Below are 21,721 nucleotides of genomic sequence, written 5' to 3'. Positions count from 1 at the left end.
TTATGAAAAAACTAATAACCTATATATTTTTAGTAGTAATTGTAAAAAGCTACGCTCAGGAGTTAAATTTACCAGTATTTACACAGTATTTGGCTGACAATAACTTTGTAGTCTCTCCAACTTATGCGGGTATTGGTGATAATTTAAGAGTTAGGCTTAATGGTTTAACACAATGGGTAGGTATAAAAGATGCACCAGACAACCAATCTGCATATATAGATTTTCGAATAGCAGATAGATCAGGTTTGGGTGTATCATTATATAATGATAGTAATGGAAATACGATACAGCAAGGTGCTAAATTTTCATTTGCACATCACTTAATTCTAGATTATTATGAGAAAATGTATTTGTCTTTTGGTATTTCATACAATTTAAACACCTTTAGAATTAATATTGATAATTTCGATCCAACTTATACTAATCCAACAATTGATCCTTATGTAAATGATGATAGAAGTACTACAAACCATAATTTTGATGTAGGCGCCTTATTTAGATGGAAAGGATACTTTTTAAGTTTAAACTTTAATAACCTTTTGCCAAAGGATTTAGATAATTTTGAAACGGTTTTTGAGCCTAATTTGCTTTTGAATTATCAGGTTTATACAGGTTTAACCATCGCAGGCGCCAAAAAAAGTGGTTTAGAGTTTGAGCCATCAGCATTTTTTCAATATTACGCTAGTGATGATAGGTCAAGTACCGATTTAAACTTTAAAGTAAGGAAATATAATAGACGAGAAGACTACATATGGGGAGGGGTATCGTATCGTTTTTTAAACGATCAAATTTTTAAACCTTTAAATATTGGCCCTATGGTAGGATTTAAAAAATCCCAATTTTATTTTGGGTATGCCTATCAATTAACAACCAACGATTTTTTTGGCTATAACTCCGGTACACATGTAGTAACTATAGGTTTTGATTTCTTACAAGGTATTAGTAATTGTCCGTGTACTCAAAGTCCTGTGCACTAATCTATTTAACCTTTTGTAAGAGAAAGGTTGAATAATACATTAATAGTGTTATCAACTTTAACCATTCCTAAAAGCTTTTTAGGTGGTTCTAAATTATATTCTAAAATATCAATTTCAATTTTACCGTTAACACGAATATTGCTTTCGTAATTTTCAACAATAACAGGTATTTTAAACAGTCTACTAACACCAGCCAATTCAATATTAAGTTTTGCTTCTATTTTTTTATTAGATTTTTTTTCAATTTCTAATAATTGAATAGAAATATTTGGATGTTTTTTAGATTTTAAAAGGTTTCTAAAATCTTTATTCATGATATCGTTTCCACAATCGAATAACTGGTTGTTAAGTTTTAATATAGTATTGTTAAAAACGACTTTTTGATTTGCTTCAATAAAGAATTTTACTGGAATTTCATGATTTAATTTTGAAGTATTATAGTTACAATAAAATTGGTTAACATTGGTTTTACCCTCAATAATCAAAGTGCTTTCTGGGTTAATTTTTACGCTAGTTTTATTTATGGGATTGTTTATAAAACTAAATTGAAGAATAGCTGCAATTAATATTATAATAACTTTCATGATTTTAAGTTTAAAAAATTAAAAACCTTACATTAAAATAGTTTGTTAAACAACAACCATTTTAATGTAAGGTTTTATTCAATTATGGTTGAATTTAAAAGCTTATTACGGCTTCTAGCATAAGGCCATTAAACTTGGAATCGTCGTAAAGGCTTCCAGATGTAAAGCCATCATATGTTTGATTAACGTATTCTGCTTTCATTAATATGTTTTTTGTCATAAACCAACCAGCACCAAGTTGTGTTCTGTTAATGGTTATATCTTCACCACTAGTATCGTCTGCCTCAACAGTGTTATATCTTGCTCCAACAAATAGATTTTCGTTTTTACCAAATCTATAAATCAATTCTCCGGCTAATTGTGTTGCCGTTCTTTCTTCTGCACCTATAGAGTTTCCGCTTGAAGTTTCAAAGGTTCCAAAGAACTCTAAACCGTTGTATTTAACAAAAGGATTAATCATTATAGCAGTAACTTTATTACCAAATGCGGGGTTATAACGTCCAGATCTAAAATTATCGCTTGTTGCATCGGCAGCTTGTAAAACATTATAATATCTAGATCCCGCTCTGTCAGCAGCATATAAGTAAGAGTTAGGAACATAACCTGTATTGTATACAGATCCTGTTAATCTAAGTCTTAAATCGTCGTTTAATTGCTTATCGTATCCTAATTTGGCTATAAATGAAGCTCCACCTGTATCTCCATCAGATTCTTCAACAGATTGGTTTAATTTACCGTTTGTAAAACCAACCATGGCAAACAAACCTTTGTGTGTGTTGTAATAGAATTCGGCACCAACTTCGGTTGTAAACGCATCCATAATTAAGTTACCAACAAAAGGGTTAAAAATGGCTTGAGCATTATCTGTTCTTCTAAAATGTGCATCACCGTAATTGGTTTCCATATGTCCAATTTTAATGGTAACATTCTTCATAAAATCTTCTAAAAAGCCTTCACTTATAAATTCCAATTTATCTATTTGAAAGTATCCACCTTTAACATATGGTTCGTTGTGGTGTCTTGAAGATAAATAAGTTCTTAAGTGCATTCTAACTCCGTCGTATAAAGCAACATCTAAATCTAAGTTAGCAGTGGCTAAATTAATGTTGTATCCAATTTCTGCTAATTCGGTAACTCCAGAGTTCTCGTGGTCTATAGCTTGAAATTGTAGTGTGGAAGAACCTCCAACTCGAACTTTAACGCCATCAAAGGTTGAATCGCTGTCTTTTGGAGCTTCAAATACATTTACACCGTTTTTATCTGGTTGTCTGTAATTATCTAATTGTCTGTTTTGTGCAAATAAACTAAAACTTAGTAGCACAACTAATAATGTGATTGATGTTTTAAATTTTGATATCATGATTATATAATTTTAAGGTTGTTTTAATAATATTTTATTTAAAAATTGAATTAAATTTTATGGTAATTTCATCGCCAGTGGTAACTGTACCAAATAATGCAGTAGGTGGCTCAATATTAAACTCACTCATTTTAAAAGTTTTTTCTCCCGTTAGCTTGATTTGGTTTTGAGATGCAATTACATTTAAATTTAGAGTTATCAATTTTTTTGTTCCAGCTATGGTTAAATTACCTGTAGCTTTTATACTAAAGTTCCCTTCAGATGTTACTGTAGCATTATCTGCTTTAGTAAGTGTAAAACTTATATTTTTATACTTGTTAGTTTGTAAAGCTTTATAAGTATTTTTATCCATTGCAGATTTGCCACTTTTTAAAGTTTCAGTAGGAATTGTAACATTACAAGTTTTAATTTCACCAGTATTTACATTAGTAAAACTAATACTTCCGCTATACGATGTTGTAGTAATATGCCAGTCGTGTAGGCTAGAAGTACCATAAACGCTTAAGGTAGATGCACTATCTAATTGGTATTCTTGAGAGAACATTAAACTGGAAATAAATGAAAATAAAATACATACTGCGAATTTTATTTTCGATGATGCTAAATAGGTCATATTGGATTGTTTTTTAATTATGGTTCAAAGGTCATTATTATGTGAAAGGTGAATTATGACATTTGTCATATTTGAAAAAAAATAACTCAACGAGGAAGATTTTAACAAAAAAACAGTGTTAAATTAAATTATCATGAAAATTAAACCATATTCATTTAAACCGTTTTAAGGAAATTATAACGTTTTATATGAGTCAAAAACATTAATTTTACCACATTTATAATGCTCTATTTTTTTTAAAAATTTATGATTGAAAAGAATATTATGAGAATTTAAAAGTGCATTTAAAGCAAAAATTTTATATTGAAATATATTTAAGCCCTTAACATGAAACATAAATTACTATTAGCTTTATTATTTTTAATTGGATTTAACGGATTTTCTCAAATTTTAAATCCGGTAAAGTGGAGTACTTCGGTTGAAAAACTTTCAGATACCGAATATAAACTTATATCTATTGCTACTATTGAAACAGGTTGGCATTTGTATTCTCAATCTGTTCCCGATGGGGGACCGATACCAACTTCTTTTAACTATATAGATAAAGCTGAAAATTATCAATTAGCTGAAAAGACTACTGAAGAAGAGGGCCATACTATTGATGACCCTATATTTCAAATGAAAATTAAATTCTTTGAAAATAGTGCAATATTTACTCAAAAAGTAGCTTTGTTAAATTCTGATATTGAATCAATTAAAGGTGTGGTAGAATTTATGGTTTGCGACGATAAGCGTTGTTTGCCACCAAATGAAGTAGAATTAGTTTTTTATTTAAGCAGTGATAGTGTTTCAGTAGAAAAAAAAAATGATATTGAGAAATTAGTCAACAATTCAGAGTTAAATCAATCTCTTTATGGCTTATCTATAAACAATATAACAAAGGCTGATAATAATTGTGATGTAGAGATAAAGTCAACTTCAGAAGAAAGCAATAAATCTTTATGGAGTATTTTTGGTTTAGGTTTTTTAGGCGGTTTATTAGCTTTATTAACACCATGTGTATTTCCAATGATTCCTTTAACAGTAAGCTTTTTTACAAAAAAAAGCGGACAAACTAAAGCTTCAGGAATCTCTAAAGCATTGCTTTATGGTTTCTTTATTTTTGCAGTTTACATATTGTTAAGTGTTCCATTTCATTTACTAGATTCAGTTAACCCAGACATATTAAACGAAATTTCAACAAATGTTTGGCTAAATGTTATCTTTTTTGTCATCTTCATCTTTTTTGCCTTTTCGTTTTTTGGTTACTACGAATTAACACTTCCAGCAAGCTGGACAAATAAAACCACCCAAGGAGAAAATTCTGGAGGATTAATAGGAATCTTTTTTATGGCATTAACGCTTGCCATTGTGTCGTTTTCATGTACAGGCCCAATTTTAGGGTCACTTTTAGCAGGATCGCTATCTTCAGATGGGGGAGCATGGCAACTTACAGCAGGAATGGCAGGTTTTGGGGTATCTTTAGGATTACCATTTGCTTTATTTGCAATGTTTCCTAACATGTTAAATGCATTGCCAAAATCTGGTGGTTGGTTAAATACAACAAAAGTTATTTTAGGGTTTTTAGAATTAGCTTTGGCTTTCAAATTCTTATCAAATGCAGATTTGGTTCAACATTGGGGTATTTTAAAAATAGAACCATTTTTAATAATCTGGATTATAATTTTTGCAGGATTAGCCTTGTATTTATTTGGTAAAATTAAATTCCCTCACGATTCCCCTTTATTAAAGTTATCATTTTCTAGAATTTCAGGAGGCATTTTAGTTGCCTCGTTTGTAATATATTTAGCATCTGGATTTCGCGTTAATAAAGAAACCAATACATTTTCTTCTTTAACATTATTAAGTGGTTTAGCGCCTCCTGTTGGTTACAGTTTTTTCTACCCAAATGATTGCCCTAATAATTTAGAATGCTTTAAAGATTTAAAAACAGGAATTGCTTATGCCCAAAAAGTAAATAAACCTGTAATGTTAGATTTTACTGGTTACGCTTGTGTAAATTGTAGAAAGATGGAAGAGCATGTATGGTCTAAAAAAAGTGTAGATAATTATTTAAGGAATGATTATGTTTTAATATCTCTTTATGTAGATGATAAAAAAGAATTGCCAGACAATGAACAAATTGAAGTGAGTAGAGTAGATGGTGGAATTCGAACTTTAAAGAATTATGGACATAAATGGGCTCATTTTCAAACTCAATTTTTTCAAACAAATTCTCAACCATATTATGTTTTACTTAATAGCGATGGTACAAAAATTTTAAATGAACCCGTTGGTTACACCCCAGATGAAATTGAATATGCTAAATTTTTAGAATGTGGTTTAGAGAGTTTTAAAAATAATTCAGGAAGTTATGGTTTCAAACTTAACTAACTTAGAACAATATTTCTCAAAATTTAGAGAACATGTTGTTGGTGTAGATTCCTATTTTGATTCGCCTTACGGAAGAAAAAAAATTATTTACGCCGATTGGACCGCAAGCGGTAGACTGTATCGCCCAATAGAAGATAAATTGGTAAAGGATATAGGGCCGTTTGTTGCAAATACGCACACCGAAACTTCAATAACGGGTTCTACCATGACTTTGGCTTATCATGATGCTAGAAACATAATTAAGAAACACGTTAATGCATCTAAAGACGATGTTTTAATAACTGTTGGTACCGGAATGACGGGAGCAATCAACAAGTTTCAGCGTATTTTAGGGATAAAATTAAATGAAAATTTAAAAGATAATACCGAAGTCCCAGAAGAAAAACGCCCTATTATTTTTGTGTCACATATGGAGCATCATTCCAACCAAACAAGTTGGCTAGAAACCATTGCTAGAGTTAAAGTAATACCTTGTAACGACGAAGGTTTACCTTGCATAGATAATCTTGAAAAATTATTAGTTGAGCATCAAAATACACCAATTAAAATAGCAGCTATAACGGCTTGCTCTAATGTTACTGGTATTCAAACAAATTATCATGAAGTCGCGAAAATAATGCATCAAAATAACGGGTTGTGTTTCGTGGATTTTGCATGTTCTGCGCCTTATGTAAATATAAACATGCATCCTGAAAATGAAGAGGAATATTTAGACGCTGTTACGTTTTCGCCTCATAAATTTTTAGGTGGCCCAGGTACTTCAGGCGTATTAATATTCAATAAAAAATTATATAAAAATTTGGTACCCGATAATCCGGGAGGAGGCACTGTAAATTACACCAACCCTTGGGGCGATCATGATTATATTGATGATATTGAAACGCGAGAAGATGGCGGTACACCAGGATTTTTACAAGCTATAAAAATTGCACTTTCAATTCAATTAAAAGAGCAAATGGGTGTAGAAAATATTTTAGCAAGAGAGCACGAAATTAACGATTTGGTTTTTCAGAAATTGTCTAAAATTAATAACCTAAATATTCTCGCACCTAACAATAAAGAAAGACTCGGTGTATTTTCGTTTTATTTAGAAGGTGTACACTTTAATTTAATAGTGAAGCTTTTAAACGATCGTTTTGGAGTGCAAACGCGTGGTGGTTGTTCTTGTGCTGGAACCTACGGCCATTATTTGTTGCATGTAGACCAAAACACATCAAAAGCTATAGAACAAAAAATATTAGAAGGTTGTTTAATTGAACGCCCAGGTTGGATTAGAATGTCTGTACACCCAACCATGACGAATGCCGAAATTGAGTTTATTTGCGATGCTATTAAACAAGTTGCCGAAAATTATAAAATTTGGGGTGAAGATTATACTTATAACGCTACTAAAAACGAGTATATACACAATAGTAATTTAAATACTGAACAAAAAATTACCGAAAATTGGTTTAAAGTTTAGTGCTTTTATATTTATTGTATTTTCTAAGAATTAAATCTATTTCTTTCTTTTCAAACTTTAGCTCTCTAAGTGGTTTTATATAATTAGAAAGACTTATAAATCCTAGTTTTACAATTGCAGAACCTAAAATTAAAACTAAAATAGCTAACTTAAAATAATGATAACCAGATCTGGAATAATCTCGGGTGTTTGCTTCAATTAATAAATAGTAACTTTTTAAAATTACAAATAGACCGATAATAATTAATAGTGCAAATTTTATGTAGGCTACTATTTTACCTTTTCGAGCTATTTTTATGTCACTATTTAAGGATTTATAGGAATTATTAAAAGCTTCAGTAAATTTTATATTCGGGCAAAATTCTATAAAATCCGGTTTTTTATTAGTTAATCCACAAGTAATTCCATGTTTCAAACTCCTTTTACTATGCTCGCATAAATTGAAATGTCTGGTTTGAAGCATGAGTTAAGTTATTCTATTTTAACTATTCTATAATTTCAACTTCAAATAATTTATCCCAACGTTTTCCGGTTACAAAAATAGTATTGGTTTTAGGGTTATAGGCAATACCGTTTAAAACATCTAGACCATCGTGTTGGGTTACTAGTTTTTTTAACGGAGAAAAGTCAATAACAGCTTCAATAGCACCGTTCACAGGATTAATAATGGCAACACCATCTTTTTGGTAACGATTGGCATAAATTTTACCGTTTATCCATTCCATTTCATTAATACCCACAATTTTACCTTTGTTGGTGTATACTTGTATAAAACTTTCTTCCGCAAGGGTTTCTGGGTTTAGTAACCAAATTTTTTCACTTCCATCACTTTTATATAAAGTAGTATCGTTGTTACATAAACCCCAACCTTCTTTACTATTTCCGTATTTAAAGCTGCTTAGTTTTTCAAAAGTATCAACATTATAAACAAAACCAGTGCCTTTTTGCCAGGTAAGTTGGTATACTTTATTGTTTAATATGGTTAAGCCTTCACCAAAATATTCATTAGCTAAGTTTATATTCTTTATAACTTCACCAGTTTTATAGTCAACTTTGCGTAGCTTCGATTCTTTATATTGCCCTGTACTTTCGTAAAGTGTATCATTAAAAAACTCTAAACCTTGTGTGTAAGACGTTATATCATGAGGATACTCGTTTACAATTTTATACTTATAAACTTTAGGAAGTTCGCTATTTAATATAGTAACAGGTGTTGTTGTGGTTTGTTTTTCGCTATTAAAGTAAACAGTAGCTTCAACAGTTTGTTTTCCTAATTTAAAATTATTTAAATCTGTAGATTCATTAATTATTTTTCCATCTAGAGTATAACTAACCGAATCAATTTTAATGTTTTTTTTGTTAGAAATTGACAGTTTTAGCGTTTCGTTATTAGAAATATTGCCTTTTTTAGCATTAGTTTCTATAGAAAAATAGCTTTTTTTATTATTAGATTTTGATCCGCAAGATGTTAAAACAAGCGATAAAATTATGATTGTTAGGTAATTGTAGCGTGTCATGTTTTACTTAAATTTTAAAGCAAGATATTTATTTAAAATCGGTTAAAAAAATCATTGTGATATTTTTAAAAGATTGTATATTTGCACCCGGCAAGTCCTACACAACCAGCTCCTGTTGAATCCTCCAGGTCGGGAACGAAGCAAAGGTAAATGGTCGTAGCGGTGTGATGTAGGTAGCTTGCCTTTTTTTATGCCCAATTGTAAGTATTTCTTTCTTATCTTTAAGCTATAAATTTTTATTAAATGTCTAAAGTTGTTTTAATTACAGGTGGTTCTTCTGGAATTGGAAAAGCCATTGGCGAGTTTTTATTAGAAAATAATTATGTGGTTTACGGAACCAGTAGAAGCCCAGAAAAATACAAAAAAAGTAAGTTTCCTATTTTGCAGCTAGATGTTAAAAGTGTGAATACTATTAACAGTTGTATAGCGCAAGTAATTGAGAAAGAAAATAAAATTGATGTTTTAATTAACAATGCTGGTGTTGGCATTACGGGGCCAATAGAAGAAATACCTGAAGCTGAAATACGAAACAATTTTGATACTAATTTTTTCGGTCCAATAAATGTAATTAAAGCGGTGTTACCACAAATGCGTAAGCAATATTCAGGTTTAATCATTAATGTTACATCTATTGCAGGTTATATGGGATTGCCTTACAGGGGTGTTTATAGTGCCAGTAAAGGTGCTTTTTCATTAATTACAGAAGCTTTTAGAATAGAACTAAAAGACTTTAATATTAAAATGGCGAATTTAGCGCCAGGTGATTTTGCTACAAATATAGCTGCAGGGCGTTATCATGCTCCGGCTTTAAAAACGTCGCCTTATAAATTATACCCTTCGGTTTTACAAGATATTGATGATGATGTAGATAATAGTGATGACCCAATTGAGGTTGCAAAAGCTGTTAAAAAAATAATAGAAAATAAGTCTCCAAAAATTCATTATAAAGTAGGAGCCTTTATGCAGAAATTTTCAATAGTGCTTAAATTTTTACTTTCAGATAAAGCTTACGAAAAGCTTTTAATTAAGCATTATAAATTATAAAAAAATAAGCTTTTATTTATTTATTAAACCAAGTAGCTCTTTTTCAAATCTTAAAGAAAAAAGATTAGAGTTGCTACTTACAATATTATTGTTTTTGTCAACAATAAAGGTTTTAGTTACCGGGTAAATTGCTAGAGTTTCTTTAGCAGACAAAGGGTTTTCTAGTGTATACTCGTTTTTAAAACTATAGTTATGATTTTTAAGCAGTTTTTTAGATCGGGTTGCCGAAAGATTATCGGTGTTTATTCTAACAAAATTAATTTCTGGGTATTTTTTCTGTAATTCTTTAATACGTTTATGGCTGTCCTTAAAATGTTTGTAGTAAGACTGAGACCAAAACGATATTACTGTATTGTTATTTATTAAAGAGGCTACGTTGTAATTGTTTTCACCATAATCTAAAACATTGAAATCCGGAAGTTTTTTTCCTGTTTTTAACCTATCAATAGAGGCTATAATACGCTCAATTACCTCTTTTCCTTTATCATCTTTACTTTTTGCTAAGTACGAATTTAAAACAACCTTGTTATCTTCAATATCTTGATTTTTTGAAACATAATCCATTGTAAAATAATACAGCAGGTCATCTTTTATACTTGTATTGGTTACTAAACTATCAATTAAGTTAAGTTTATCTAAATTATAGCATAACGATTTACGTTTAAAATTTTTATCATCAGAATGCGAGTAGTGAATGTTTAAGGAAATGTTGCTGATATTTTTTCTTAAAAACACATTATAATTTTGGTATTTACTAAAAAAAGTATCGTTATAATCAATATTTTTTCTGTAATCGTAAAAATCTTCAGGTAATGATTCTAAAATAGCTTTTTTATTTCGGCCATAATGAATAAAAGGATAAACTTCTTTATTTGTGTAATAATCAAAATTAATATTGGCTTTAGCTATTTTATTAAATAGCTCTGTAGGTTTATATTTTTTATTAAATTTTTCTAATTTATTTATTTTTATTTCATTTAAAGAGTCAATATGCTTTAAATAATTCTCTGGTTTTAGCTGGCATATTTTAAATATGTATTTTTCTTGTTTTTCATGATCTAAAAAACAATCAATAAAGTAATTGTTCTTTTTATTACCAATACCAGAAAAAACTAGCGACTCGTCAAACTCTAAAGTGTTTAATCTTAGTAACAAACTATCCTTAGGTTCTAAAAGCATATTTTGAAATTCACCGCCATGTCTAAATGTATAAAAACCAGGGTTTAAGTTATTAACTTTGTATAAAAATCGGTTTTTTGAGTCTAATTTAACCGTATCAATTATCACTTTGTCTTTAGTTAAAACAACAAAGTTTGTCATGGGGTTTATTATTTCTCCCCCAACGTATGCATAGTTTTCTTCCTTCGAGTCGTTTTTACAACTCAAAAAAGAAAGTGTAATAAAAGTTAAGGGAACTAACCATTTCATAAATGTATCGAGAGCGTAATTTTTTTGCAATAAAATAAATTTGTAAACAAATGTAGCTTTTGTAATACTAAACTCTTGTTAATGCGTTGTTAAATATTAAGCAATTATATTTTGAAGCTAGTAAATAAATGTAAAAAGGTTTCAAGTAATTTTCAGCAAACCAATACAATTTTATACTTTTGCAAAAATTTATTTTTATATGTTATCAGTTTCTAATCTTTCTGTTCAATTTGGCAAACGTATACTTTTTGACGAAGTAAATACAACATTTACTAATGGTAATTGTTATGGTATTATTGGGGCCAATGGTTCTGGAAAATCTACGTTTTTAAAAATACTATCTGGTAAAATGGAAGCGACTTCCGGACAAGTACATTTAGAAGCTGGTAAACGTATGTCTGTACTAGAGCAAAATCATAATTTATATGATGAGCATACGGTTTTAGAAACTGTTTTAATGGGAAACAAGCCATTATTTAAAATAAAATCTCAGATTGATGCGCTTTATGCAGATTATACCGATGAAAATGCCGAAAAAATTGGAGAATTACAAGTAGAATTTGAAGAAATGAATGGCTGGAATGCCGATAGCGATGCTGCAGCAATGTTATCAAATTTAGGTATTAAAGAAGAGTTTCATTATACCTTAATGAACGATTTAGATGGGAAGCAAAAAGTAAGAGTATTATTAGCCCAAGCCTTATTTGGTAGTCCAGATGTATTAATTATGGATGAACCTACCAACGATTTAGATTATGAAACTATTTCTTGGTTAGAAAACTTTTTAGCAAACTACCACAAATGTGTTATTGTAGTATCGCACGACCGTCACTTTCTAGATGCTGTTTGTACACATATTTCTGACATCGATTTTGGAAAAATCAATCACTACTCGGGTAATTACACATTTTGGTACGAATCTTCGCAATTAGCAGCGAGACAACGTGCACAACAAAACAAAAAAGCCGAAGAGAAAAAGAAAGAATTGGAAGAATTTATTCGTCGTTTTTCAGCTAACGTTGCTAAAAGTAAACAAGCAACTAGTAGAAAAAAGATGATTGATAAGCTTAATATTGAAGATATAAGGCCAACTAGTCGCCGTTATCCAGCTATTATTTTTGAACGTGAGCGCGAAGCAGGAGATCAAATTTTAAATATTGAAGGTTTAGAAGCTTCAATTGATGGTGAATTACTATTTAAAAATATAGATTTAAATCTTCAAAAAGGAGATAAAGTAGTTGTGTTTTCTAGAGATTCAAGAGCAACCACAGCATTTTATCAAATTATAAATGATAACGAAAAAGCCGATTCTGGAAAATTTGCATGGGGTGTAACAACCACACAATCGTATTTACCTTTAGATAACAGTGAATATTTTGAAAACGATTTAAGTTTAGTAGATTGGTTACGCCAATGGGCACAAACCGAAGAAGAACGAGAAGAAGTTTATATTCGTGGATTTTTAGGTAAAATGATTTTTAGTGGAGAAGAGGCTCTAAAAAAATCAAACGTACTTTCTGGTGGAGAAAAAGTACGTTGTATGTTAAGTAGAATGATGATGGTAAGAGCTAATGTTTTAATGTTAGATGAACCAACAAACCACCTTGACCTAGAAAGTATTACTGCTTTTAATAACTCATTAAAAAACTTTAAAGGCACTATTTTATTTACCACACACGACCATGAGTTTGCGCAAACCGTGGCAAACCGTGTAATAGAATTAACACCAAATGGTATAATAGATCGTTACACTACTTTTGATGAGTACATGCAGGACAAAAAAATAAAAGAATTACGCGATAAAATGTATAGTGTATAATATTTGAAATTTAATCTTGAAATTCTTCTGATGCAATTTTTTCAACAGTTAAAATTGCACGGTCTAATTCGTCTTTGTGTACATGAATTTCTTGAAAACCAAGTATAGAAGAACCGAAACCGGCTAATCGGCCAGATTCTGACTCATCTTTAATTACTGCACAAATGCTTTCTTTTTCTAGTTCGCTAAAAATGCGTTGCACATCGATAAAATTTCCGGAAAATACTTTAATGTAGTTTGACATGACGTTTAGTTTTAATTGGATTACCTTTAAATTTAAGAAAAAAATCCTGATTTTAATTAAAAAAAATCAGGATTAACATATTTTTTTGTTAGAAAGTTCCTACTAAACCAATTTTGTTACCTCCAAAAGTAATATTCCAACTTATGTTTTTAGGTTTTTGGTGTAAATTATAGGCGTTATTTCGCTTTAAAAAAGCATCTATAGTATCTACTACAATAATACTTACTACCGTGCTAAAAGCAATATCTGTTAGCCAATGGGCATTGTCAATTAACCTAGAAATAGGTGGAATTGCCCCTATGGTATATATTCCAGATTTTACCCACGGATTTTTAAATTGTTTAGCAATGGCATGAGCCATAGTGATAGATAAAACAGTATGTCCAGAAGGAAAAGAATGTTGTCCTCCTTCACTTGAAAAAGGCTTGAAGTTATATGGCCCTAAATCCGTACCTGGTCGTGCTCTACCAAAGGCATTTTTTGCTAATGATTGTAAAAAACCAGTAGTAACCGATGACGAAATAATTAAAACACTAGTATATCTTACTTTTTCGTTTTTTGTTAATAACCCAAAACCGTATAAACCAGCATTGGCCATAAAGTAATTTTGTGGGCTACCAAAATACCAGCCAAAATCTCGAACTATACCAGGAAAGTCCGATACTTGTCTTTGTGCAAATTCGTTAACGCTTTCATCTGCTAAAGATAAAATAGCGGTTCCAGCAACTAAGCCGCCAAGCTTTGCAAAATCTTTACCTTTCCATGTTACTGGTTTTGTAAAAGCATATTTAACACCGTGCCAAGTGGTATTAACGTCATATTTAAATAAACCCCAAACTGAAGACGAATCTTGGTCTATTTCATAAAGTTTATTTTGTGCATTTACATAGTTGGCAAAAAAAATAAAACAAACAGCAATTAAAATAAAAATCTTTTTCATGTAAAACTATCTAAGTTCAGCACCTAATTGGTTCTCAAAGTTTTGCTTGAGTTTGTTCATTATTTTGTCTATTTGCTTATCGGTTAAGGTTTTTTTATCATCTTGTAATGTAAAGCTAACCGCATAACTTTTTTTACCGGCAGGTAAATTTTTACCTTGGTATACATCAAATAAATTCACACTTTTAAGCAGCTGTTTTTCAGTTTTTTTAGCAATGGTGTTAATCGAATCAAAAGTAACGCTATCATCCAATAACAATGCAAAATCACGCTTTACTTCTGGGAATTTAGTAATAGGTTGATAAACAATTTTGTTGTGTTTTACAAACTCTAAAATAGTATCCCAATTAAAATCGGCATACAATACATCTTGAGAAATATCAAAATGTTTTAAAACAGATTTTTTAACTAAGCCAAAATCTACAAATTTGTTTTTACCTAAACCTAAGTTTAATCCTTCACTTAATAATTCGTTTTTAGTTACAGACTCGTTAAATTTAGATATACCTAAGCGTGTTAAAATAGTAGCAATAGTACCTTTTAAGTAGAAGAATTCACTTTTTCTGTTAGAGGATAACCAACTTTCATGAGATTGATTACCTGTTACATAAATAGCTAAATGTTTTTGTTCTTCGCGAGTGCCGTTAAAATCGTGATAGGTTTTACCAAATTCAAAAAGTTTTAAGTCGGCACGTTTTCGGTTAATATTAAACGAAATAGCTTCTAAACCAGAAAACAGCATCGATTGGCGTAATACAGATAAATCGTTGCTTAGCGGGTTAAGCATTGTAATATTGTGTTCTTCCTTAAGTTGATCGATTAGACTTACGTATTCTGGCGTGGTAAGTGAGTTGGTCATAATTTCATAATAGCCTTTAGAGGCTAATTGCGTACCAACTACATTTTGTATTTTGTAATCTTCAAACCTTGTTGTACTAGCAATAGATGCATTCAGTTTTTTTGAGTTACCAACATTATTATAGCCATATACACGTAAAATTTCTTCGATGATATCAGCTTCACGCTGTACATCGTTTCTGTAAGCAGGAACAGTTAAACCTAAACCAGCTTCGGTAACATTATTTACTTTAATTTCTAAAGAGGATAATATACGTTTGATGGTTTCTTTTGAAATTTCTTCACCAATTAATTTCGTTACATTGTCAAAACTAAGCCTTACTTCAAAATCTTGAATTTTTTTAGGATAAAAATCTAGGACATCGCAGGTAATTTCTCCACCAGCCAATTCTTTAATTAAAAGCGCAGCGCGTTTTAAGGCATATTGTGTAGTGTTTGCATCTATACCGCGCTCGAACCTAAATGAGGCATCTGTGTTTAAACCATGGCGTTTAGCAGTTTTTCGAACGCTAACAGGATTAAAGTAAGCGCTTTCTAAAAAAATACTAGTTGTGTGCTCTGTAACACCAGAATCTAATCCACCAAAAACACCGGCAATACACATAGGTTTTTCGGCATCACAAATCATTAAATCATCTTCATGAAGCTCTCTTTCGACTCCATCTAAAGTAACAAATTTAGTTCCTGTTGGTAATGTTTTTACTTCTACTTTATTACCTGCTATTTTTGCAGCATCAAATGCATGTAAAGGTTGCCCTAGTTCGTGTAAAACGTAGTTTGTGGCATCAACTACATTGTTTATGGGAGCTAAGCCAATAGACTTTAAACGGTGTTGTAACCACTTTGGCGATTCTTTTATTTTTAATCCAGAAATTGTTACACCGCAATAGCGTGGCGCTAATTCATTATTTAAAACTTCAACATCAATTTTTAACGTTCTATTATCTACATGAAATGCACTAATAGATGGTGTTATAAGTTCTAAATTAACATCTTTTTGAAGTAATCCCGCTTTTAAATCTCGCGCAACCCCCCAGTGGCTCATAGCATCTGCACGGTTTGGTGTTAAACCAATTTCGAAAACTTGATCGTTTTCAATTTCAAATATTTCGGCAGCAGGTGTACCAGGAATTAAATCATTGTTTAAAACCATGATTCCATCATGCGATTTACCTAAGCCTAATTCGTCTTCGGCGCAAATCATGCCAAAGCTTTCTTCTCCTCTTATTTTACCTTTTTTAATGGTCCAAGCTTCACCTTCTTCAGTATATAAAGTTGTACCAATAGTAGCAACAGGTACTTTTTGTCCTGCAGCAACATTTGGCGCACCACAAACAATTTGTACAGGCGTATCGGTACCAATATTTACAGTTGTAATATTTAATTTATCGGCATTTGGATGTTTTTTACAAGTTAAAACTTCTCCAATAACAACACCTTCAAGTCCTCCTTTTACAGATTGATAGGCATTAATACCTTCAACTTCTAAACCTAAATCGGTTAATAATTCACCAGTTTTTTCTGCAGTCCAATCAATGTTTAAAAATTGTTTTAGCCAATTGTATGAAATCTTCATAAAGTATACGTCTTAAATAAGGACGCAAATATAAAACTATTGAAAGAAGCATTCAAATAATTGAATTCTATAATTTTTAATTTATCTTTAAACTATATAAATAAACTAAAATATTAATAATGAAAAATCAAATTAAAGTATTACTTATTGTTTGCGTAGCTTTTATGTGGTCTTGTAGGGATGCAAAAACTTCTGAAAATTCGGCCGATATTAAAGAAGAAACTTCGGTTGAAGTAACAGAAACAGCAAAAGAAACTGTAGAAGCAGTATCTGATGATATTGATGCTGTTGAGGCAGAAGTAGAGGAGGTGAACGAAAAAGTGGAACAAGAAGCAAAAGAATTAGAGGAAGCTTTAAACGAATTGGATAATATTTAAACAGAAAGTAAAAGATGAAATCAATATCAAGATTAATTATAGCTGTTTTATTTGTGGCTTTTTCATTAAACCAAGCGCTTTATGCACAAAGTACTAGCAAGGAAGCTTTAAAAAAGGAAGTTAAAAGTGTAAAGGAAAACAAAAAAGAAGCTATTAACAGTAAAAAAGAAAGTGCAAAAAAAGAGCTCAATGCTAAAAAAGATGAAAAATTAAGCGAAGCTAAGAATAAAGCTAACGAGGTTCGTAACGATGTAAATAAAAAAGCAGAAAACGCTAAAACAGCTGTTAAAGATAAAGCTTCAGATAAAATAAATAACGCTCAAAACAAAGTAACTGGTTTAGCAAGAGCAAATGAGGTAAAAGACAAATTAAGTAAACAATCGCAACGTTTTGAAGCTAAAGAACAAACAATATCTAACGGACGCGAAAAAATTGATGCTGCCAAGGCAAAATTAGAAACGCTTAAAAAAAGTGGGAAATTATCTGCTGAAGAAATTAAGGCTAAAGAAGCTAAAATTGCCAACGCAGAGGCTAAATTATCTAAGTTAAAAACAACAGTTACAGAAGGTAAGGCGAAAGTTAAAACTTATAGTGAAAAACTGGATAAGTATAAAAATTAAATATTTATTTAATAACATATTAGAAAAGTCAACCTTTATTGGTTGGCTTTTTTTGTTTTAAAAATGGTTTCGTTAAATTAATAAAATCTTCATGTTAAAATAATGTACAAGTGAAATCATAATATATACTTTGCTTAAAATAATTTCTCTCACTTATTTTATCTCTCAAGAATAATGATTCGCATATTTTTAGCATGTTTTTTTATTCCAGCAATAATATATTGTCAACAAATTAAATTTAAAAATTTTATCACAGAAAATGGTTTATCTAACAATTCTGTTTCAGATATAGAAAATGATACAAATGGAGGTTTATGGATAGCAACCTGGGATGGCCTAAACTATTTTGATGGTTATACGATAAAAACATTTAAACATGAAGTAGGTAATTCAAAATCTATTCCTCACAATTATTTATTGAGATTAGAAAAAGATAAAAATGATAATATTTGGATATTTAGTAATAACGGAGACGTAACCCAATATATTAAAAATAACACTTTTAAAACTTATGAATTTGATGGTGTTGTAACCAATATGGATTTATCGGATGATAAAACCATATTAGTTAAGGTAAATAATACATATTACGAATTTAAGAACAATAGTTTTTGTAAAACAAAAAAGTATCCCAAGCAAAATAAGTCTTACAAACATTTTGTAAAAACATTACTTGATAAATACCCAAATGTTAGTGTAAACGATGTTTATAATGATGATTTTGGAAATGTATGGTTTGCTACAGTTCGTAATGGTTTGTTTATAATTCCTAATCACACTAATAATGTACTAAATACAACCATAAATCAATATAAACATGATAAATATAACCCTTACAGTATAAATAGTAATGAGGTAGAAAAAATTCATCAAGATGTATTTGGTAATATATGGTTAGCCCAAAAAGATGGCGGGTTAAGTATGGCCTATAGCGGCTCAGAAAATATAGCTACTGTTGTACCACACCCAATAAAATTCCCGCATTTACCCAACGAAACTTTAAGAGCTATAACAAAAGACAATAATGGAGTTATCTGGCTTGGTTATTATAATAGTGGATTGTATTATTTTGATCTTACCACACAATGTTACCAAAAATTTAAAATAGCAGAAGCAAAAGTTAATAAAGATTGGGAACGCATTCGTATGCTTTTTACCGCAAGCGATGGTAGTATTTGGGTGGGTACTTACGCAGGGTTAATTCAAATAAAAAACAATAATTACAAATTTTTTAAAGCAGAGGACAACGGTTTATTTCCTAATAATAGAAATTATTCTGTTTTTGAGGATGATAATAATCAATTATGGATTGGCTGTTGGGGTGGTTTAGCCAAATTTAATCTTAAAAAAAATAAATTTGAGCATTTTAATGGGCAAGAGTTATTTTCAAAATTAAATATTAGAAACGTAAAAAAAATAGCTAACGAAATTATTGTTGGTACAGAGCAAAATGGCATTTTTATTTATAACATTTCAACAGAAAAAATACAGCAAATAACAACATCAAATAACCTTTTAGGCAATAGTATTTATTGTGTTTATAAAGATCTTACAAATAATTATTATTGGGTTGCTTCTTTAGGGGGAATATCTGTATTGAACGAAAATAAAAAAGTAATTAAAAATATAACTGAGGAAAATGGTTTACCAAGTCATATGGTTTACAGTATTTTAAAAAATAAAAATCATTTTTGGGTAAGTACAACCAAGGGTATTGCAAACATAAATAAAAGCACGTACAAGGTAACGGGTTATAATCCAAACGAAGGTTGGCAAGCATCAGAGTTTTCAGAAGGCGCATATTATCAAGACAAAAAAGGATTGTTGTTTTTTGGAGGGGTAAATGGCTTAAATTATTTTAACCCTAATGGTTTAAAGGAAAATAAAATATCTTCTAGCGTTACTGTCTTGGTAGATGGTAGTAGCACTTTTAAATCTCAAATTTTAAAGAGTTATAATACTAATTCACTTGAATTAGATTTTACAATTATTAGTTTTTTAGATAAAAGTAAACCGCACAATTTTTATAAACTAGACGGTGTAAACAAAAACTGGTTACCAATTACAGAATCTAAAAAAGTTGTATATAAAAATTTAAAGCCTGGAATTTATACTTTGCTTTTAAGAAAAGAAAATGAAATTGAACAAGAATTTCTTAATTTAATTATTAAAAAACCATTTTATAAAACAACATTATTTTACGGGTTTTTAATAGGTGCCTTATGTTTAGGTATTGTATTGGTAATTACTATAAAAAATAGAATAGCAAAAAAAACAGAACAAAAACTTGAGAACCAAATACTTTTAAGAACTAAGGTTATTGAAAAACAAAAGCAAGACTTACAATTGTTTAATATACAGTTAGATAAGAAAAATAGGCAAATATTAGAGCAAAAAGAAAAACTTTTAAACCTACATACTAATTTAAAAAATGAAGATTTTGAAGTTGAAAAATTTAAAACATTCGTACTATCACAATTTCAAGAACCAATTTTTAAAATCATAAAAAAAGTAAACAAGTTTGAAAACAACAATTTATTAAAAGAAGAAATAATTAAAGAATCGGGGAAGTTGGTTGAATTAATATCTGAGTGGAATTATTTAGATCATATTAAAGATATTGGCCCAGTAAAAAAAACGGCAATTATACTACCAAGATTATTAAAGCATACCGTAGCAAAATTAAATAAGCAGGCTCAATTTCAAAATATTAATTTAAAATGTAATATTGAAGTTATACAAAGTTGGATTTTTATTGATGTTTTAAGGTTTAGATTGTTATTACAATATTTTTTCACCGATACAGTAAAGTACATTGAGACAGGAAGCGCTTTAAACATAAATATTATTACCGAAGTAAATAATATTTTAATAATACTAAATACTAATAGTTCTGTTTTAAAAGCTAATTTGAAAAATATATTAAGTTATAGTCCTTATTTTGAATCTGTTAAAGTATTGTTGGGCAATTTAGAAGGTAATTTAGAAAACAAAATTGAGGACCAAACAAGCATTACAATGTCTATACCTTTTGAATTGGTAGAAAACGAACCTCCAAAATTAAACATAGTAAACTGGAAACATTTTGAAAAACAGAATCAAGAAAATAAATTTAATCAAACCATATTAATTTTTACAGAAAAAGAAAACAATAGCATAGCCAATCAAATATTAGAAAACAAAGGATTTAATTTGATATTTGAAAACAGTATTGAAGATTTAATAGTGGCATTAAATCAAATTTCTGTAGATATTATGGTGTTTTATCAGGCAAAATTTTCAAAGGAATTGGTAGGCTTTTTTAATGCTTTAAAACAAAATAAATTAATAAAAAATGTAAAAGTACCAATGTTATATATATCTGAAGATATAGCCTATGGTATGCAAGAACAAATAACAGATTTTGGTATTGATGTATTAGTACAAATGCCAGCAAGCGACCAACTAATAATAAAAAAAATAACGGCATTAATTAATAAAAAAGATAAAGTATTACACGCCAGTTTACAAAAAGAAATTTTCAATATTCTAACCTCAGAAACTAAAATATTATCTCCAAACGATAAGTTGTTAAAATCAGGGCTTGAAATTATAAAAAACGAACTCTCAAACCCTTTATTTAATGTTGAAATGTTGGTATATAAAATGGGTATATCTCGAGTTAAATGTTATCGTTTATTTAAAGAGTTACTTCAAAAATCACCATCAGACATTATTACATCACTTCGTTTACAAAAGGCAGCAACATTATTAAAATCAAAAAACTTAAACATATCAGAAATTAGTTTCGAGTGTGGTTACAACGACCCAAAATATTTTGGTAGATCTTTTAAAAAGCATTTTGGGTGTAGTCCAAAAGAATTCAAAGCACAGTATTGTTAGTTTGTATTGTTTCTGTAAGATTAGCCTAATGTTAACCTAATGTTAGTG

The 21,721-nt window shown here is 29.9% G+C and carries 17 protein-coding genes and 1 other RNA gene; 9 read left to right on the top strand and 9 right to left on the bottom strand.

Features of this window, described 5'->3' with window-relative positions:
- The first annotated feature begins 2 nt into the window (after nt 1-2).
- The gene (locus tag LG649_RS03855; protein WP_226541064.1) at nt 3-977 is read left to right on the top strand and encodes a PorP/SprF family type IX secretion system membrane protein; all 975 of its coding nucleotides are present in this window, start codon (nt 3-5) and stop codon (nt 975-977) included.
- 5 nt (nt 978-982) lie between these two features.
- Here LG649_RS03855 and LG649_RS03850 read toward each other — a convergent pair whose 3' ends face one another.
- From LG649_RS03850 to LG649_RS03840, 3 genes are all read right to left on the bottom strand, one after another.
- Nucleotides 983-1,561: a YceI family protein gene (locus tag LG649_RS03850; protein WP_226541063.1), complete on the bottom strand. Its 579-nt coding sequence runs from the start codon at nt 1,559-1,561 to the stop codon at nt 983-985.
- Between the two features lie 94 nt (nt 1,562-1,655).
- Complete coding sequence (locus tag LG649_RS03845; protein ID WP_226541062.1) at nt 1,656-2,921, bottom strand: hypothetical protein; 1,266 nt, start codon at nt 2,919-2,921, stop codon at nt 1,656-1,658.
- Between the two features lie 34 nt (nt 2,922-2,955).
- A complete protein-coding gene (locus LG649_RS03840; RefSeq protein ID WP_226541060.1) occupies nt 2,956-3,534 on the bottom strand; it encodes a YceI family protein in 579 nt (192 codons plus the stop codon).
- 327 nt (nt 3,535-3,861) lie between these two features.
- On the opposite strand from LG649_RS03840, the gene LG649_RS03835 reads away from it, so the two are divergent.
- Both LG649_RS03835 and LG649_RS03830 read left to right on the top strand, forming a co-directional pair.
- On the top strand, nt 3,862-5,907 hold the full coding sequence (locus LG649_RS03835) for a protein-disulfide reductase DsbD family protein (protein ID WP_226541056.1): 2,046 nt from the start codon (nt 3,862-3,864) through the stop codon (nt 5,905-5,907).
- Nucleotides 5,888-7,369 (top strand): aminotransferase class V-fold PLP-dependent enzyme, encoded by a 1,482-nt coding sequence (locus LG649_RS03830; RefSeq protein WP_226541055.1) that lies wholly within the window; start codon nt 5,888-5,890, stop codon nt 7,367-7,369. The genes LG649_RS03835 and LG649_RS03830 overlap by 20 nt, the downstream gene beginning before the upstream one ends.
- On the opposite strand, the gene LG649_RS03825 is transcribed toward LG649_RS03830, so the two are convergent.
- Nucleotides 7,359-7,832, bottom strand: a complete 474-nt coding sequence (locus LG649_RS03825; protein ID WP_226541054.1) for a hypothetical protein — start codon at nt 7,830-7,832, stop codon at nt 7,359-7,361. The two genes, LG649_RS03830 and LG649_RS03825, sit on opposite strands and share 11 nt — an antisense overlap.
- A gap of 22 nt (nt 7,833-7,854) precedes the next feature.
- Nucleotides 7,855-8,886: a glutaminyl-peptide cyclotransferase gene (locus LG649_RS03820; RefSeq protein ID WP_226541053.1), complete on the bottom strand. Its 1,032-nt coding sequence runs from the start codon at nt 8,884-8,886 to the stop codon at nt 7,855-7,857.
- Nucleotides 8,887-8,974: 88 nt separating this feature from the next.
- Between LG649_RS03820 and ffs the strand changes: the two genes are divergently transcribed.
- Together ffs and LG649_RS03810 are read left to right on the top strand one after the other, a co-directional pair.
- Nucleotides 8,975-9,073: signal recognition particle sRNA small type (ffs, locus tag LG649_RS03815), an RNA gene on the top strand.
- A gap of 56 nt (nt 9,074-9,129) precedes the next feature.
- A complete protein-coding gene (locus tag LG649_RS03810; RefSeq protein ID WP_226541050.1) occupies nt 9,130-9,930 on the top strand; it encodes an SDR family oxidoreductase in 801 nt (266 codons plus the stop codon).
- 12 nt (nt 9,931-9,942) lie between these two features.
- Here LG649_RS03810 and LG649_RS03805 read toward each other — a convergent pair whose 3' ends face one another.
- Nucleotides 9,943-11,358 carry a TlpA family protein disulfide reductase gene (locus tag LG649_RS03805; protein ID WP_226541049.1) on the bottom strand — a complete coding sequence of 472 codons (1,416 nt, stop codon included), beginning with the start codon at nt 11,356-11,358 and terminating at the stop codon, nt 9,943-9,945.
- A 199-nt stretch (nt 11,359-11,557) separates the two neighbouring features.
- On the opposite strand from LG649_RS03805, the gene LG649_RS03800 reads away from it, so the two are divergent.
- Nucleotides 11,558-13,177, top strand: coding sequence for an ABC-F family ATP-binding cassette domain-containing protein (locus LG649_RS03800; protein ID WP_226541048.1), 1,620 nt, complete (start codon nt 11,558-11,560; stop codon nt 13,175-13,177).
- Nucleotides 13,178-13,187: 10 nt separating this feature from the next.
- Here the strand turns inward: LG649_RS03800 and LG649_RS03795 are convergent, their stop codons facing one another.
- The 3 genes from LG649_RS03795 to pheT all read right to left on the bottom strand — a co-directional run bounded on the left by LG649_RS03795 (nt 13,188) and on the right by pheT (nt 16,794).
- Nucleotides 13,188-13,421, bottom strand: coding sequence for a putative signal transducing protein (locus LG649_RS03795; RefSeq protein ID WP_226541047.1), 234 nt, complete (start codon nt 13,419-13,421; stop codon nt 13,188-13,190).
- An 88-nt stretch (nt 13,422-13,509) separates the two neighbouring features.
- On the bottom strand, nt 13,510-14,361 hold the full coding sequence (locus LG649_RS03790; RefSeq protein ID WP_226541046.1) for a phosphatase PAP2 family protein: 852 nt from the start codon (nt 14,359-14,361) through the stop codon (nt 13,510-13,512).
- A gap of 6 nt (nt 14,362-14,367) precedes the next feature.
- Nucleotides 14,368-16,794 (bottom strand): phenylalanine--tRNA ligase subunit beta, encoded by a 2,427-nt coding sequence (gene pheT / locus LG649_RS03785; protein WP_226541045.1) that lies wholly within the window; start codon nt 16,792-16,794, stop codon nt 14,368-14,370.
- 119 nt (nt 16,795-16,913) lie between these two features.
- Here pheT and LG649_RS03780 point away from each other — a divergent pair, with 119 nt between their 5' ends.
- The 3 genes from LG649_RS03780 (at nt 16,914) to LG649_RS03770 (ending at nt 21,673) form a co-directional block, all read left to right on the top strand.
- Complete coding sequence (locus LG649_RS03780) at nt 16,914-17,171, top strand: hypothetical protein (protein WP_226541044.1); 258 nt, start codon at nt 16,914-16,916, stop codon at nt 17,169-17,171.
- 14 nt (nt 17,172-17,185) lie between these two features.
- On the top strand, nt 17,186-17,791 hold the full coding sequence (locus tag LG649_RS03775) for a hypothetical protein (protein ID WP_226541043.1): 606 nt from the start codon (nt 17,186-17,188) through the stop codon (nt 17,789-17,791).
- A gap of 174 nt (nt 17,792-17,965) precedes the next feature.
- Nucleotides 17,966-21,673, top strand: a complete 3,708-nt coding sequence (locus tag LG649_RS03770) for a two-component regulator propeller domain-containing protein (protein ID WP_226541042.1) — start codon at nt 17,966-17,968, stop codon at nt 21,671-21,673.
- Nucleotides 21,674-21,721 lie beyond the last annotated feature (48 nt).

Origin of the sequence: Neotamlana laminarinivorans (assembly GCF_020523925.1) — a bacterium.
GTDB lineage: Bacteria > Bacteroidota > Bacteroidia > Flavobacteriales > Flavobacteriaceae > Neotamlana > Neotamlana laminarinivorans.
Note: the sequence above shows the minus strand (reverse complement) of the source record. Positions and strands in the feature narration are given on the sequence as shown.